This is a genomic window from Bacteroides finegoldii DSM 17565, from assembly GCF_000156195.1.
In the GTDB taxonomy this organism is placed as follows: domain Bacteria; phylum Bacteroidota; class Bacteroidia; order Bacteroidales; family Bacteroidaceae; genus Bacteroides; species Bacteroides finegoldii.
The window spans coordinates 306,169-322,719 of record NZ_GG688320.1 but is presented as its reverse complement, the minus strand read 5'-3'; the positions used below and the strand labels follow the sequence as shown (position 1 = coordinate 322,719).

The window sequence follows — 16,551 nt, the reverse complement described above, 5'->3', positions numbered from 1 at the left end:
GCTTAAAGATACAAAAAAGGCAACTAATTCGCAATGAAGTAGTTGCCTTAAATTTTCCTATTTCAGGAATATCCCTAATATTTTATAGAATTCTTTTGCGATAATTTACCGTTAATCTGCATTCTGATACACTACTTTCCTGTATCTTCTCAAATCAGTGAGCGGATCATTCTTCAGTTTTTATTGATTCGTCAATTACCTTGATTTTCTGTAAAACCAAGTCCAGATCTGCTTTTAATTTGTCTACCTTGCGATTCAATTCAGTTAACAGGCTACTACCTTTCTTTGAAGTGGAAGTCAAGAAGCCCAGATTGTTCTCATATGTCTGTAGTTCGTTCTTCATATTCTCATAAGCACGTACCAGCTTTTCTCGTTCTCTGTATAAAGATTGCGGGCCACTTCCTTGAATATTGCTGATGTTAGAACGGAAATTACTTAGCTTCTTATTGGAAGTGTTGATGTTGAAACGATCAAACAATTGGTCAATCAAGCTGTGGTATTGCTTGTAAAGTTTATCTTTCTCTTTGAATGGCACATGACCGATAGAGTTCCATTCTTTCATTAACTCCCGAACAAGTGTACTGGCTTCTTCCATATCCATGTTTTCTTCGATGGCGGACAGCTTTTCGATCAATGCTTTCTTTTTCTCCATGTTCTCTACTTCCACAGAACGTTGTGAAGAAGTAGCTTTGTTTTTCTGGTCGAAGAAATAGTCGCAAGCGGAAATGAAACGTTTCCATACTGCATCCGAATGTTTCTTGGCTACCGGCCCGATAGTTTTCCACTCTTTTTGAAGTTTGGTGAGAGCGTCGGCAGTAGCTTTCCAGTCAGTGCTGTCTTTCAAGGCTTCCGCTTTCTCACACAGTGCTTTTTTCTTTTCCAGATTTTCGTTCATTCCTTCTTTCAAGCTCTTGAAGAATTCTCCTTTTTTCTTGAAGAAGTCATCACACGCATGACGGAAACGTTCGAATATCTTCACATTCATCTTTTGAGGTGCAAAACCGATTGTTTTCCATTTGTTTTGCAATGCAATTACTTCCTGAGTCTTGTTTTCCCAAGCAGAGAATGTTTTCAGTTCATTATATTCTATCGCTTCTACGATTTCGCAGATAACGGTTTTTTGGTCTAGATTGTGCTGTTCTGTTTCCTTCAGTGCTTCAAAATGTTGCTGATGGCGACGGTTGACAGCGGTAGAAGCCGCCTTGAAGCGGTTCCATATTTCATCACGCAACTCTTTGGCTACCGGACCCGTATCACGGAATTCCTGATGCAATTTTTGGAGTTGGTGGAAAGCGGAAACAACATCTTCTTCGTCAGCCAACTTTTCGGCAGCTTCGCAAAGGTGAGTCTTGATTTCCAAGTTCTTCTTGAAGTCATATTCGCGGAATTCGTTGTTCAGCTTCAATAAGTCGTAGAATTTCTCTACATATAATTGATAATTCTTCCACAGTTCATTTACTTTGCCTTGCGGAACCAGCTTTGTCTCATTCCACTGCTGTTGCAGCTTTTTGAATTCGGTGTAAGATTTATTGGCGTCATCTCCGGATTCTACTAATTCCTTCAGTTCTTCGATGATGGAAAGTTTGACTTGTAGGTTTTCTTCTTTTTGTCGTTCTAACTCGGCAGCCATTTTGCTTCGCTTTTCTTTGATAACTCCCATCAGACGTTTGAATTCTTCTTCTTCCGGGTCTTCTTGCGGAACAAAATCCTCAATGGCTCCACCGTTATCTGTGAACTCCTTTTTAGCAGCTTCCAGTTCGACGTTATGTAACTTGTAGAATGATTGTTTCAGATTATCGATATCCTGCTTGTTTGCATTTTCTGCATTCTGTGCAAGCTCCTTTAATAGGTTTAATACATCTTCCTTTGTAGCAGGTTTAGGAGCTGCTTCAGTTTGAACTTCGGCAGTAACTTCTTCAGTTGGAGTCTCTGTTATAGCTTCAGAAACCTCGACTTGTTTTTTTTTCTTCTTCTAATTCCCCTTGGTTCAAGGGTTGATTAGTGTCATGAGCGTCCATCATTGTATATTAGTTTTGGGTCACAAATTAATGAAATAAAACGATTACTTCATACTATTTTGCTTATTTTTTTTTGTTTAGCCTGTTTTTATGATAATAAAACCGTAATTCCCATGTACAACATCATGCCGATAATGTCATTTGTGATGGCAATAAAGGGACCCGTTGCAATGGCGGGATCTATTTTTAGCTTTTCGAGCGTCATTGGCACGAGTGTTCCAAAAATAGAAGCGAACATCACTACGGCAAACAGACTGATGGATACGGAATACGTAACCGTAGCCGTTGCGCCGAAGCGGATGAAATTATATGTATATACCAATAAAGAGATGATTGTAGCATTGATTAACGCCACTACCGCTTCTTTGGTCACTTGCTTGAATGTGTTTTTAGCATCCAGCGAGCTGTTTGCCAGCCCTTGCACGATGATAGCCGAAGATTGTGTTCCGACATTTCCACCTGTACCACCGATAAGCGGGATATAGAGTGCCATTTCAGGATGGGCGGCAAAGGTTGAATCGAAGTTACCCAGAATCATGGAGTTTCCGATACCACCGAGCATACCGATCAATAACCAGGGGAGACGGGCAGTAGTCTGCTTGAGTACGTTGTCGTCGGTTTCTACGTCTTGCGAAAGACCGGAAGCCAATTGGTAATCACGTTCCGACTGTTCACGAACCTCATCCATGACGTCGTCGACAGTGATTTGTCCTACGAGCCGCCCGATGCTGTCGATAACGGGAATAGCCACCAAGTCATACTTCTCAATCGCTTGTACCACTTCGTCGATAGGAGTGTCTACGTGCACGGAAATCGGATCTTTCTGCATCACATGCTTTACTTTGGACACGGATGGAGAAGTAATCATTTTCTTGAGTGGGAAGATACCACGCAAACGTTCGTCGTCGTCGATGACATATACATAATAGATCTCATCCAGCTCCTCCGCTTGTTGTCGCATCTCTTTCAGACACTCGGGCATACTCCAGTTCTCGTTGACAAGTACCATTTCCGTACCCATCAAACCGCCGGCGGTATTTTCGTCGTATTTCAACAAGTCGACAATATCTCCTGCCTGTTCGATGTCTTCGATATGCGAAAGAACTTCTTCCTGCTTGTCCTCGTCAAGTTCACGCATCAGGTCTACGGCGTCATCCGTATCCATATAGTCGACAAAGCGTTTGGCGATAGTCTCCGAAGGAAGCATTTCGAGAAGCTCTTTACGTGCATCCTCGTCCATTTCGACCAGCACGTCGGCGGCCGTTTCGTTATCGAGCAAGCGATAAATGAATCTGGCTCCTTCCGCATTCAAGTCATTGCATAACTCAGCGATGTCGGCCGGATGAAGGTCGATGAGGAGTTCTTTTACCTTATCAGCGTCTTTCTGCTCTATAAGGTGTTTTACGGTGTCAATGTATTCCTCGTTCATTGTTGTTTCAGTGCTTCTTCCACTTTATTGGTCAAGTCGATAAATTCTTCTACCGATAGTTGTTCCGGACGTTTATTGAATAATGAGTCCTCTGTCAACGGACAATCTTTGCCTAAGATCGGTTTGATGGAATTGCGCAAAGTCTTGCGCCGTTGGTTGAAGGTGGTTTTCACCACCTGCTTGAATAACTTCTCGTCGCATCCCAGCTCTTGGACTTCGTTGCGCGTCATACGGATAACGGCACTTTTGACTTTGGGAGGCGGGTTGAATACGTGTTCGCTGACAGTAAACAGATATTCCACCTTGTACCACGCTTGAATCAATACGCTGAGAATACCGTATGTTTTGCTTCCCGGTCCGGCGGCAATACGTTCGGCAACCTCTTTCTGGATCATACCTGTGCAACAAGGAATGATATCCTTATTATCCAACATCTTGAAAAAGATTTGGCTGGAGATATTATACGGGTAATTACCGGTCAGAACGAAAGGTTTCCCATCAAACAACCGGTGAAGATTCATCTTCAGGAAATCGTCTTCAATAATATGGTCTTCCAGTGACGGATAGGCTTCGCGGAGATAAGCAACCGATTCATAGTCAACTTCTACGACTTTTACCAGCCGGTCTTTCTTCACCAGAAATTGAGTCAGTACGCCCATACCCGGTCCTACCTCTAAAATGGGCAGTTCGGGAAAGGTGTCGACCGTATCGGCAATATCCTGAGCTACTTTCAAATCTTTCAGAAAGTGCTGTCCGAGAAACTTTTTAGGCTTTACTAATTTCATTTACCAACTAAATAATTACTTTTGCAGTCGACAAAGGTAATTCTTTTAAATGAAGAACGTGCCACTAATTAAAAATAAATGATATGCCAGTGCAGCTAATGAAGAATTAAGGATGAAGAAACTGTTAAAAAAGACGCTGAAACTGATATTACCGATTGTTTTGGGCGGCTTTATTTTATTCTGGGTGTATCGCGACTTTGATTTTGCAGAGGCGGGCGATGTGTTGAAGCATGGTACAAATTGGTGGTGGATGCTTTTCTCGCTGTTGTTCGGAATATTTGCGCAAGTGTTTCGTGGCTGGCGGTGGCGGCAGACGTTGGAGCCTTTGGATGCGTTTCCTAAAAGAAGAGATTGTGTGAACGCCATTTTTGTTTCTTATGCTGCCAGTCTGGTCGTTCCCCGTATCGGAGAAGTGAGCCGTTGCGGAATATTGGCAAAATACGATGATGTGTCGTTTGCCAAATCATTGGGAACAGTCGTGACGGAACGGTTGGTCGATACGTTGACCATTCTCCTGATAACAGGAATTACCGTCTTGCTGCAAATGCCGATATTTGTCACTTTTCTTCAACAGACCGGAACGAAGATACCTTCCATGATGCATCTGTTGACGTCCGTATGGTTTTATATTGTCTTGTTCTGTTTCATCGGAGTGGCGATGTTACTTTATTGTTTACGAAAGACATTATTCTTTTATGAACGGGTAAAAGGTTTTGTCTTGAACATCTGGGAGGGAATTATGTCCTTGCGTGGAGTGCGCAATATTCCTTTATTTATATTTTATACATTAGCTATTTGGGCTTGTTACTTTTTCCACTTTTACTTCACGTTCTATTGCTTTGCTTTCACTGCGCATTTAGGCATGATGGCGGCTTTGGTCATGTTTGTTGGCGGCACATTCGCAGTGATTGTGCCCACCCCCAACGGAGCGGGTCCATGGCACTTTGCCGTTATTTCTATGATGATGCTTTATGGAGTAAATGTGACAAATGCCGGAATATTTGCCTTGATTGTGCACGGTATTCAAACCTTTTTAGTAGTTTTGTTGGGCATATATGGTTTGGCGGCATTGCCGTTCACCAACAGACAGCGAAAGTAATCACTTAATAAAATAGATTTGTTATGAGTACTATTCTTTCTTTAGCTCCACAAAACGTATGGAAGCATTTTTATTCGTTGACTCAGATTCCCCGTCCGTCAGGGCATATGGAAAAAGTGACTGAATTTCTGATTAACTTTGGAAAAGGCTTAGGACTGGAATCTTTTGTAGACGAAGCAGGCAACGTGATTATACGTAAGTCGGCAACTCCGGGTATGGAAAATCGCAAAGGCGTGATTCTTCAGGCGCACATGGATATGGTTCCCCAGAAGAACAACGATACTGTACACGATTTTGAAAAAGATCCGATTGAAACTTATATAGACGGTGACTGGGTAAAAGCGAAAGGTACAACTTTGGGTGCGGACAACGGACTGGGGGTAGCTGCTATCATGGCCGTGCTGGAAGCAAAAGATTTGAAACACGGTCCTTTGGAAGCTCTGATCACTAAGGATGAAGAGACCGGGATGTATGGTGCGTTCGGTCTGAAACCGGGTACGGTGAATGGGGAAATCCTGTTGAATCTGGATTCGGAAGATGAAGGTGAATTGTATATCGGTTGTGCCGGAGGTATGGATGTCACTGCTACTCTGGAATATAAAGAGGTGGCTCCGGAAGAAGGAGATATTGCAGTGAAAGTAACATTGAAAGGATTGCGCGGCGGACATTCGGGACTGGAAATCAATGAAGGACGTGCCAATGCGAATAAATTACTGGTTCGTTTTATTCGTGAAGCCGTTGCCAACTATGAAGCTCGCTTGGCAAGTTGGGAAGGCGGTAATATGCGTAATGCTATCCCGCGTGAAGCGCATGCGGTAATTACAATTCCTGCCGAAAATGAAAAAGAGCTGTTGGGCTTGGTGAAATATTGCGAAGACCTGTTCAATGAAGAATATTCGGCTATCGAGACTCCGATCAGTTTCACGGCGGAACGTGTGGAACTTCCGGCTGGTGAAGTTCCGGAAGAGATTCAGGACAACCTGATTGATGCGATTTTTGCTTGTCAGAATGGGGTGACACGTATGATTCCTACTGTTCCGGACACGGTAGAGACATCCTCCAATCTTGCCATAATAACGATTGGCGAAGGCAAAGCGGCTATTAAGATTTTGGCTCGCAGTTCAAGCGACAGCATGAAGGAATATCTGACTACCAGTCTCGAATCTTGTTTCTCTATGGCAGGGATGAAGGTGGAGATGACAGGCGGTTACTCCGGTTGGCAGCCGAATGTCGATTCTCCGATTCTGAAAGCGATGAAAGCGTCCTATAAGCAGCAGTTTGGAGTAGAACCGGCAGTGAAAGTAATCCATGCAGGTTTGGAATGTGGCATTATCGGTGCTATTATTCCAGGATTGGATATGATTTCTTTCGGCCCGACCTTGCGTTCACCGCATTCACCGGATGAAAGAGCGCTGATTCCCACTGTGCAGAAGTTCTATGACTTTCTGGTGGCTACCTTAGAGCAGACTCCGATTAAATAAGAGCGTACCTATACCTATTATATATAGGTAGATATAATTTAGCAAAAGGCACGGATGAAATGTCATCTGTGCCTTTTTGTCTTATTAACTGCCACTCTGTTACAATTGCTTTTTATAACAAATAAATTAATTGACGCAAGTCAAGAAATATGCTATAAAACATAAATTTATCTCTTTTGGGGGTACAACGTATAAACAAAGGCCGTATTTTTGTGTTGTAAAACATGTAATTAGGAGGATAACAAAATGAAAAGGTTAAAAAGATTGTTTAGAAAGATCGGTGAAGCCGATGTACATGTTTGGGGATATTCGACAATTAATGCAACCCCTAACAAGTAAGTTTTAGTTTTCAGGAATTAGTAATTTAAAAGATTTAAGATTATGGCAAAGAAAATGAGTTCTTTAGTAAGAAAAATCCTCAGTGAAGTAGGTCGTAACGAAATGCTGTCATGGGGGTATAGAATTGAGAAATGAGAACGAGTACATTAACTAAGTTTAGAGTGGGGATACGTTATTGAAAACGATATCCCCACTTTGTTTATATTCTGTAAGGTCGGTTATCCGTTCTGTATATCTTTGAATTACAGTAAGGATGAAAGCAAAATTTAAGCTAAAAAGTACAAATCTTTAAACTTTATTTCTTTACTTTGTTGTTTAAGCAAAGATATCTATCAAACTTAAACTGGAGAGATTATGAAAGTAAGGCAGATTTGTATGATGGTGCTGCTTGGACTGGGAGTGATTCCGGCAATGCAAGCACAGACTTTCGACAAATTATGGAAAGAAGTGAAGCAGGCGGAGAAAAAGAGCTTGCCTAAGACAGTGATAAAACTGACTGATGAAATTTATCAGAAAGGAGAGAAAGAAAGGAATTCCGCACAAATGCTGAAAGCATATATGTGGCGGATGAAAACTCAGGATATATTGACACCGGATAGCTTTTATGTCGGTTTAAGAGACTTGGAGCAATGGGCGAAGCAGACAGAACAGCCGATGGATCGCGCCATATTACACTCTTTGATAGCGGAATTCTATGCCAATTATGCCGCCGACAACCAGTGGCAACTCCGGCAAAGAACCGAGATTGTAGGTGAGACTCCGTCCGCAGATATACGCGAATGGACGGCGAATATGTTTGTAGAGAAAGTGCGGACTAATGTAAAGGAAGCTTTGGCGGATTCTCTCTTATTGCTCAAGACTTCTTCACTCAATTACATTCCTTTTGTGGAGCTGGGCGAAACCAGCGAATATTATCATCACGATATGTACCATCTGCTGGCTTCCCGTGCCATTAGGGCTCTGAATCAGATTGAAAGACTCGAACGCGGCAGTTTCAATGGTATCACAGCTTCTCCTGTGAAACAGGATATTTCCAATATATATGAGCGTATGACTGACGCTTATGAGACGGCCGGGCTTAAAGAGGGGTATGTATTGACCATGCTTCAATATCTGGAATGGAAACGTGGCAATGATAACAAATTGCAGCCTGTCCAACTAAAAAAAGGATTGGGCGAATGGACGGCAGACACATATAATGCCGCTTTGGACGAGCTTAAAAGGCAGTTCAAATCAGAGCCGATATGTGCGGAAGTCTATTTGGCACAAGTCCGCTATGCTGTTGAGAAGATGCAGCAAGTCAATGCTTTGCAACTTTGTGATGAGGCGATCCGTCTTTATCCGGGTTATCGCAGGATAAATGCGCTGAAGAATCTCCGTGAAGAGATTTTAGCGCCTTTCTTGAATGTCAGTGCAGTGAGCCAGGCCTTTCCGAATGAAGAAATCAAGTTGAATGTGGGACATAAAAATCTGGATGGCTTTACTGTGCGGCTGTATCAGGCGAAGAAACTGGTTAAAGAACAACATTATTCCGTTCTTCGTCCGAAAGATTATCGGGCAAAGGATACTGTATTTACATTCAAAGCTCCGGATTTGGGAACTTACGTGATGCGTATTATTCCGGATATTCGTGCCAAGAGGGATAGCGAAAGCAAGTTTAACGTGACGCGTTTTAAAGTATTGACTTGCCGTCTGCCCGAAAACCAATACGAGGTGGTGACTCTGGACGGACAGACCGGACATCCCATTCCCAATGCGAAAGTTACACTATACAGTAGTGACGAGAAAGTGTTGCAAGAGTTTACGACCGATAAAGAGGGGAAAGTGGTATTCCTCAGGAATACCAAGTATCGGTATCTGAAAGCCTCGAAAGGCACGGATACGGCTATGCCGAAACAAGGAATTTATGGCGGAAGTTATGGATACTATGGCAATAAAGATAAAGCTGTTGAGGAAATGACGTTGTTGACCGACCGTTCTCTGTATCGTCCGGGACAGACTGTGTATGTGAAAGGTATTGCATTTGCCCAGAAATCGGACACAGCTGATGTGATTCCGAACAAAGCCTATACAGTGACTTTGTACGATGCGAACTATCAGGAAGTGGGACGGAAATCTGTACGTACCAATGAATTCGGTTCGTTTGCGACTGATTTTGCTTTGCCTTCCGCTTGTCTGAACGGAGTCTTTTCTTTAACGGCGGGAGAGGGTGGAACGACTGTTCGTGTAGAAGATTATAAACGTCCGACATTTGATATAACTTTTGAAAAGCAGACGGAAAGCTACAAGCTTGGAGATGAAGTGCAGGTGAAAGGTAAGATTCAATCTTATAGCGGTGTGTCGCTTCAGGATCTTCCGGTGAAATATACGGTAAAACGTTCTGCATATAACCTCTGGAGAATTTCGGGGGCTGTGCAGATTGCTTCCGGAGAGGTGACTGCCAATGAGAATGGAGAATTTACGATACCCGTCCGTCTGGAGGAAAGTGACGAGTATAAGAATAATGATAGAGTATATTACCGTTATTCCATCGAAGCTACTGTTACCAATGTGGCAGGTGAAACGCAATCTTCTACAGATGTGATTCCGGCGGGTAACCGTTCGTTGGTTCTACAGATGGAGTTGGACAAGAAGACATGCAAAGACCGGCCGTTTGATATTGTGTTTAAAGCTCAGAACCTGAACGAACAGCCTGTGGAGGTGAATGGCAATTACTATCTGTATCCCCTCGAAGAGACAAACGTGAAAGAGAGTAGCCTGAAAGAAACCGGCTTTAAGAAGGCAAGTGAGAATCCCGTTGCAACAGGAACATTTACTTCTAATAAGGAAATGACGCTTGACTGGAAGAATCTTCCATCGGGAACTTATATGTTGAAAGCGGTAGCGAAAGACAGTCAGGGAAAAGAAGTGGAGACGGAGGCTCAGACGATCCTATTCTCTATCGGCGACAAGCGTCCGCCGGTGAAATCACCTACTTGGTTTTATGCGGAAAATACGGAGTTTGATGCAACCCGCCCGGCAGTATTCTGTTTCGGTACTTCAGAAAAGGACACTTATGTGATGATGAACGTCTTCTGTGGTGATAAACAACTGGAAAGTAAGGCGTTGAACTTGTCCGATACGATTGTGCGTTTTACCTATCCGTATCTGGAGAGCTATGGAGACGGTATTTTTGTGAACTTCTGTATGGTAAGAGACGGGCAGCTTTATCAGGAACAGGTCTCCGTAGAGAAACGCTTGGCGGATAAGACGTTGACGATGAAGTGGGAGGTGTTCCGTGACAAATTGCGTCCCGGACAGAAAGAAGAGTGGAAATTGACGATTAAGACACCGCAGGGGCAGGCCGCTGATGCGGAAATGCTGGCTACGATGTATGATGCGTCATTAGATAAAATTTGGAATCGCCGACAGGATTTCCGGCTTTACTATAATCGGATACTTCCTAATTTCCGTTGGATGAATGGCTATTTGGGAAACAACTCATTCAATTACTGGTGGAACAATAAGACGCTGAAAGTGCCGGTGCTGGCGTATGACTATTTCGTAATGCCGTCAAGGATCGGAAATGTGTTCTTTGAATCCGAAATATTGGCCGATGGAGTGATGATTAGAGGGGGGGGAGTGCAGAAGAAAGCAGCAATGACGGGCAGTGTTGCAAGTCGGAGCAATGTGGTGGAAGTGAAATATGTGCCTGCCTTAGTCTCTGAGGCTACTGATGCGGAATTTGAAGAAGAAACCCTTCCTGATGCGCCCGCCGACTTGCGTACGAACCTTGCCGAAACAGCTTTCTTCTATCCGCAGCTTCGTACGAATGAACAGGGAGAAATATCCTTCTCTTTCACTATGCCCGAAAGTCTGACACGTTGGAACTTTCGTGGATATTCCCATACCAAAGGAATGCTGACGGGAACGTTGGATGGTGAAGCTACCACGAGCAAGGAATTTATGTTGACTCCTAATCTCCCTCGCTTCGTCCGTGTAGGCGACAAGACGTCTATTGCCGCTTCTATTTCCAATATGACAGGCAAGCCGCAGGCAGGTACAGTCAGTATGATTCTTTTCGATCCGATGACGGAAAAAGTTGTCAGCACGCAGAAACAGAAATTCTCGGTAGCTGCCGGAAAGACAATCGGAGTGAATTTCAGATTTACCGTGAATGATAAATACGAGATACTGGGTTGTCGGATGATAGCCGATAGCGGTACGTTCAGTGACGGTGAGCAACAACTTCTTCCGGTGCTGAGCAATAAGGAACATTTGGTAGAGACGCTTCCGATGCCTGTACGTGGAGAAGAAACCCGTACATTCTCACTCGACAGCTTGTTCAATCAGCATAGTAAAACGGCGACCGACCGCAAACTGACTATTGAGTTTACGGGAAATCCGGCTTGGTATGCCATTCAGGCACTGCCTTCGCTAAGCCTCCCAGTGAATAATAATGCTATTTCGTGGGCTACAGCCTATTATGCAAATACATTGGCTTCTTACATTATGGACAGCCAGCCGCGCATTAAGGCAGTTTTCGATAGTTGGAAACTTCAAGGCGGTACGAAAGAAACCTTCTTGAGTGATTTGCAAAAGAACCAGGAAGTGAAGAACATTCTGTTGTCCGAATCGCCGTGGGTACTCGAAGCCAAGACGGAAGAACAGCAGAAAGAACGTATCGCTACGCTGTTCGACCTGAATAATATCCGCAGCAATAACATTGCGGCTTTGACCAGATTGCAGGAATTGCAGAATTCCGACGGTGCTTGGTCATGGTTTAAGGGAATGAACGGCAGTCGTTATGTAACGGCTTATATTGCCGAACTGAATGCCCGCCTTGCGCTACTGACAGGTGCGCCATTGAGTGGAACCGCCCTTGACTTGCAGGCTAAGGCATTAACTTATCTTCATCAGTCGGCTTTAGAAGAATACAAGAATATACTGAAAGCGCAGAAAAAGGGAGTGAAACAGACAGGAGTTTCAAGCGGTATTCTGCAATATCTGTATATTGTCGCGATTTCCGGTGAACAGGTTCCTGCGGCAAGTAAGATTGCTTATGCTTATTATCTGTCTAAAGTGGGAGAGTTGCTTACCTCTTCTTCGATGGAAACGAAAGCGATTGCAGCCATTGTACTTGATAAAGCCGGGCGTAAGAAAGAAGCCCAAGAGTTTGTCGCTTCCTTGAAGGAACATCTGACGAAAACGGATGAGCAAGGAATGTTCTTTGCCTTCAACGAGAATCCGTATGCTTGGGGAGGTATGAAGTTGCAAGCCCATGTAGATGTGATGGAAGCATTGGAACTGATTGGCGGAAACGGAAACCGGGAAACAATCGAAGAAATGAAACTCTGGCTGTTAAAGCAAAAACAGACGCAGCAGTGGAGTTCTCCGGTAGCTACGGCGGATGCTGTGTATGCCCTGTTGATGAAAGGCGCCAATTTGCTCGATAATCAAGGGGACGTACGTATTGTGATTGCCAACGAGGTACTGGAAACGGTATCTCCGAGTAAGACAACCGTTCCGGGATTGGGTTATATCAAACGTTCGTTCACACAGAAAAATGTGGTAGACGCCCGTAAGATTGAAGTGGAAAAAAGGAATCCGGGTATCGCTTGGGGAGCTGTTTACGCTGAATACGATTCTCCTATCAGTGATGTGAAACAACAGGGTGGTGCATTGAATGTAGAGAAGCAACTGTACGTAGAACGCATAGAGAACAACGTTGCACAATTGCAGCCTATTACTTCAAAGACCGTTCTCACAGTAGGTGATAAAGTTGTTTCCCGTCTGACCATTAGTGTAGACCGTACGATGGACTTTGTGCAGTTGAAAGACCAGCGTGGCGCCTGCTTCGAGCCTGTCGGCAGTATTTCCGGTTATCGCTGGAACAATGGATTCGGCTATTATGTAGACATTAAAGACGCCTCTACCAACTTCTTCTTCGACCATTTGGGTAAAGGCGTCTACGTACTGGAATACGGCTACCGTGTGAGCCGTGAAGGAACTTACGAAACAGGACTAGTCACTATTCAGTGTGCATACGCTCCCGAATACGTTTCACATTCCGCATCAATGACAATTATTATTGAATAACCAAAAGCGAAGATTTTAGTTTGCAGACAAGGCATGACAGGCCTCGTCTGCATGTAAAGTCTTTTCCCAATCTGTGTTAATCTGTGTAATCTGTGGTGAGAAACTCATCTAAAAGTCCTACATTTGTGCACCAAAATAAAAAAGTATCGCATGAAACGTAGTTTGCTATTTATATTTTCTCTACTCACTGTCGCTTTGGCGGCCGTTGCCCAACCTCGCATCTCTTCCAATAAAGAGACACATAATTTCGGACAAATAGAATGGAAACGCCCGGTGACGGTGGAATATACAATTACCAATACCGGTAACCAGCCATTGGTGCTTACCAATGTCACTACCTCTTGCGCCTGTTCCGTAGCCGACTGGACCAAAGAACCGATTGTTCCCGGAGGAAAAGGAATTGTCAAAGCCTCCTTTGACGCCAAAGCTTTGGGACACTTTGAAAAAACAGTAGGAATATACAGCAATGCCACGCCCAGCCTGATTTATCTGAAATTTATCGGTGAAGTGGTGCAAGAGATAAAAGACTATACCAAGACTCATCCTTATGCAATAGGCAATATCCGTATCGATCGTGACGAATTTGCCTTCCCCGATGTGTATCATGGTCAGAAGCCCACGATGACTTTTAGCATTGCGAACCTATCCGACCGTCCGTACGAACCGGTGTTGATGCATCTGCCTCCTTACCTTAAAATGGAAGCGGAGCCTAAGGTTCTGCTGAAAGGTAAAAAAGGCACTGTGAAACTGACGTTGGATGCCAACCAGTTGAAAGACTACGGATTGACGCAGACATCCGTTTACCTTTCCCGTTTTTCCGGTGATAAGGTGAGCGAAGATAATGAAATACCGGTTTCGGCTATTCTTCTTCCCGACTTCTCGCGTATGACAGCGAATGATTCTTTGAATGCGCCTGCTATACGAATCTCGGAAACGGACATCGATCTTAGCGTGCCGTTGATAAAGAAGAAGAAAGCCAGTCATGATATCCTGATCGCTAATGCCGGAAAAACTCCATTGGTAATTAGTAAGTTGCAGGTATTCAACTCATCGGTCGGAGTCAGTTTGAAAAAAACGGTACTTCCTCCGGATGGAATGACGAAGTTGAAAGTGACTATTCGTAAGCGTGATGTGGGTAATAAGAAACACCACTTGCGTATCTTGATGATAACAAATGACCCGTTGCGCCCGAAAGTTGAAATCAATATCAAACGTTAAATCCTATCGCTATGGAACATCCTGAGAATAGTGAAGAATATAAGGGGCTTGTTGTCAATAAAGGCATTGAACAGCCCTCGTCGGTGAACCCTTATCTGAAACGGAAGCCTAAGAAACGCCAGCTCTCGGTGGCTGAGTTTGTGGACGGCATTACAAAAGGTGATGTTACTATACTAAGTCAGGCTGTGACGTTAGTTGAAAGTGTGAAACCCGAACATCAGTCCGTTGCCCAAGAGGTGATAGAGAAGTGTCTTCCCTATTCCGGCAATTCGATCCGGGTAGGTATCAGCGGTGTTCCCGGTGCAGGAAAGAGTACTTCGATTGATGTCTTCGGCCTGCACGTGCTCGAAAAAGGCGGTAAGTTGGCCGTGCTGGCAATTGACCCGAGTAGTGAGCGTAGCAAAGGAAGCATTTTGGGAGATAAAACCCGTATGGAACAGCTTTCCGTACATCCTAAATCATTTATCCGTCCCAGCCCGTCGGCCGGTTCATTGGGAGGAGTGGCACGTAAGACGCGTGAAACGATTATTCTTTGCGAGGCGGCCGGATTTGATAAAATCTTTGTGGAGACCGTGGGAGTGGGACAGAGCGAGACGGCTGTCCATTCGATGGTCGATTTCTTCCTGTTGATTCAGTTGGCGGGAACAGGAGATGAATTGCAAGGTATCAAGCGTGGCATTATGGAGATGGCGGACGGCATTGTGATTAATAAAGCCGACGGAGATAATCTGGAACGTGCCAAGCTGGCTGCCACTCAGTTCCGTAATGCGCTGCATCTGTTTCCTGCGCCCGAATCCGGATGGACACCAAAGGTTCTGACTTATTCCGGTTTTTACAATATAGGCGTTAAGGAAGTATGGGATATGGTTTATGAGTACATTTGCTTTGTAAAAGAAAATGGCTATTTTGAATATCGCCGTAACGAGCAGAGCAAATACTGGATGTATGAAAGTATCAATGAACAGCTTCGCGACAGTTTCTACCATAATCCGAAGATTGAAGCCATGCTTCAAAAGAAGGAACAACAAGTATTAAGTGGTAATCTTACTTCATTCATAGCCGCCAAAAGTTTGCTGGACACTTATTTTGAGGACTTAAAGATGTAGTTCACCACAGATTACAGTTCTTTTCCTATCTTTTCGAAGTCGGCTCTTGATTTGCTCTGTGTCACGATATATACTCCCAAGAACACGAGTGCGATAGCCAGTCCTTTCTGCCAGCCGAAGCTTCCTATCCCCATGATGATGGCAGCGATTGTAGCTACAATCGGCTGCATATAGTTATACATACTGACAACGGTGGGACGGAGTAGTTTCTGTGCGGTCATGATGCAGAGATAGGCAAGGAAACTGCCTCCCAATACTACGTAAAGAACCTCTATGATGGCGATTGTGGAGACTGCCCCCCATTGAATGATGGAAATGTCGTGATAAGAGAACGGTATGTAACACATCGAAGCGTAAACGAACATCCACTTATTGATAGTGACTGCCGAATATTGCTGGGATAATCCCTTGAATACGGTTAAGTAGATGGAGAAACTGATCTGTGCCACCAAACAAAGCAGGTCGCCGATTAAGCTTCCGTTTCCGTTGTTTCCCGCTTGGCTGCTCATAATGAGGATAAGCGCTCCCATAGCGCCGACGAAAATACCCAGTACCTTTTTATTGGTAATCGGTTCTTTCAGATAAATAGCCGCTACGATCATAGTGACAATCGGTAAAGTAGTGGTTACGATGGAAGCGTCGATGGGTGAAGTCATTGAAAGGCCGAAAATGAATACTCCCTGATTGAACACCAAAGCAAATAGTGAAGCGAAGAATATCTTCAGCATATCCTGATGATTCACGTGTTCCTGTTTGCAGAAAATGGAAAGTATCCAAAAAGCCGCCGCCGCTCCCACCATCCGAAAAGTGGTGACGGATATTGCGGAGAATTCCTGAAGCGCTGATTTACCGATAGGAGACATCAGCCCCCACATGACGTTTGCCGTAAGTGCAAACAGATGACCTTGCAGATTCTTGTTATTCTTCATAAGTGTGTATACGCCTTTTTAATTGTTACCTTTATTGAAAACTGCTGCAAAGGTAGCTAATTTGTCGTA

The 16,551-nt window shown here is 44.0% G+C and carries 8 protein-coding genes and 1 pseudogene; 5 read left to right on the top strand and 4 right to left on the bottom strand.

What is annotated here, in order from left to right; all coding sequences use genetic code 11:
- Positions 1-166 precede the first annotated feature (166 nt).
- The 3 genes and pseudogenes from BACFIN_RS13230 to rsmA all read right to left on the bottom strand — a co-directional run bounded on the left by BACFIN_RS13230 (position 167) and on the right by rsmA (position 4,232).
- Positions 167-2,021 (bottom strand): annotated as a pseudogene (locus BACFIN_RS13230) (DUF349 domain-containing protein).
- Between the two features lie 85 nt (positions 2,022-2,106).
- Positions 2,107-3,447, bottom strand: a complete 1,341-nt coding sequence (gene mgtE, locus BACFIN_RS13235) for a magnesium transporter (protein ID WP_007751237.1) — start codon at positions 3,445-3,447, stop codon at positions 2,107-2,109.
- Positions 3,444-4,232 carry a 16S rRNA (adenine(1518)-N(6)/adenine(1519)-N(6))-dimethyltransferase RsmA gene (gene rsmA / locus BACFIN_RS13240; protein ID WP_007751236.1) on the bottom strand — a complete coding sequence of 263 codons (789 nt, stop codon included), beginning with the start codon at positions 4,230-4,232 and terminating at the stop codon, positions 3,444-3,446. The genes mgtE and rsmA overlap by 4 nt, the downstream gene beginning before the upstream one ends.
- Positions 4,233-4,344: 112 nt before the next feature.
- Between rsmA and BACFIN_RS13245 the strand changes: the two genes are divergently transcribed.
- The 5 genes from BACFIN_RS13245 to meaB all read left to right on the top strand — a co-directional run bounded on the left by BACFIN_RS13245 (position 4,345) and on the right by meaB (position 15,553).
- Positions 4,345-5,331 carry a lysylphosphatidylglycerol synthase transmembrane domain-containing protein gene (locus BACFIN_RS13245; RefSeq protein ID WP_007751234.1) on the top strand — a complete coding sequence of 329 codons (987 nt, stop codon included), beginning with the start codon at positions 4,345-4,347 and terminating at the stop codon, positions 5,329-5,331.
- Between the two features lie 23 nt (positions 5,332-5,354).
- Entirely contained in the window at positions 5,355-6,812 is a 1,458-nt protein-coding gene (locus tag BACFIN_RS13250) for an aminoacyl-histidine dipeptidase (RefSeq protein WP_022275893.1), read from the top strand.
- A gap of 693 nt (positions 6,813-7,505) precedes the next feature.
- Positions 7,506-13,229 (top strand): alpha-2-macroglobulin family protein, encoded by a 5,724-nt coding sequence (locus BACFIN_RS13255; protein ID WP_007751227.1) that lies wholly within the window; start codon positions 7,506-7,508, stop codon positions 13,227-13,229.
- Positions 13,230-13,379: 150 nt separating this feature from the next.
- Positions 13,380-14,447 carry a DUF1573 domain-containing protein gene (locus BACFIN_RS13260; protein ID WP_007751225.1) on the top strand — a complete coding sequence of 356 codons (1,068 nt, stop codon included), beginning with the start codon at positions 13,380-13,382 and terminating at the stop codon, positions 14,445-14,447.
- An 11-nt stretch (positions 14,448-14,458) separates the two neighbouring features.
- The gene (gene meaB, locus BACFIN_RS13265; RefSeq protein WP_007751223.1) at positions 14,459-15,553 is read left to right on the top strand and encodes a methylmalonyl Co-A mutase-associated GTPase MeaB; all 1,095 of its coding nucleotides are present in this window, start codon (positions 14,459-14,461) and stop codon (positions 15,551-15,553) included.
- A gap of 11 nt (positions 15,554-15,564) precedes the next feature.
- On the opposite strand, the gene BACFIN_RS13270 is transcribed toward meaB, so the two are convergent.
- Positions 15,565-16,482, bottom strand: a complete 918-nt coding sequence (locus tag BACFIN_RS13270; protein WP_007751221.1) for a DMT family transporter — start codon at positions 16,480-16,482, stop codon at positions 15,565-15,567.
- Between the last annotated feature and the right edge of the window lie 69 nt (positions 16,483-16,551).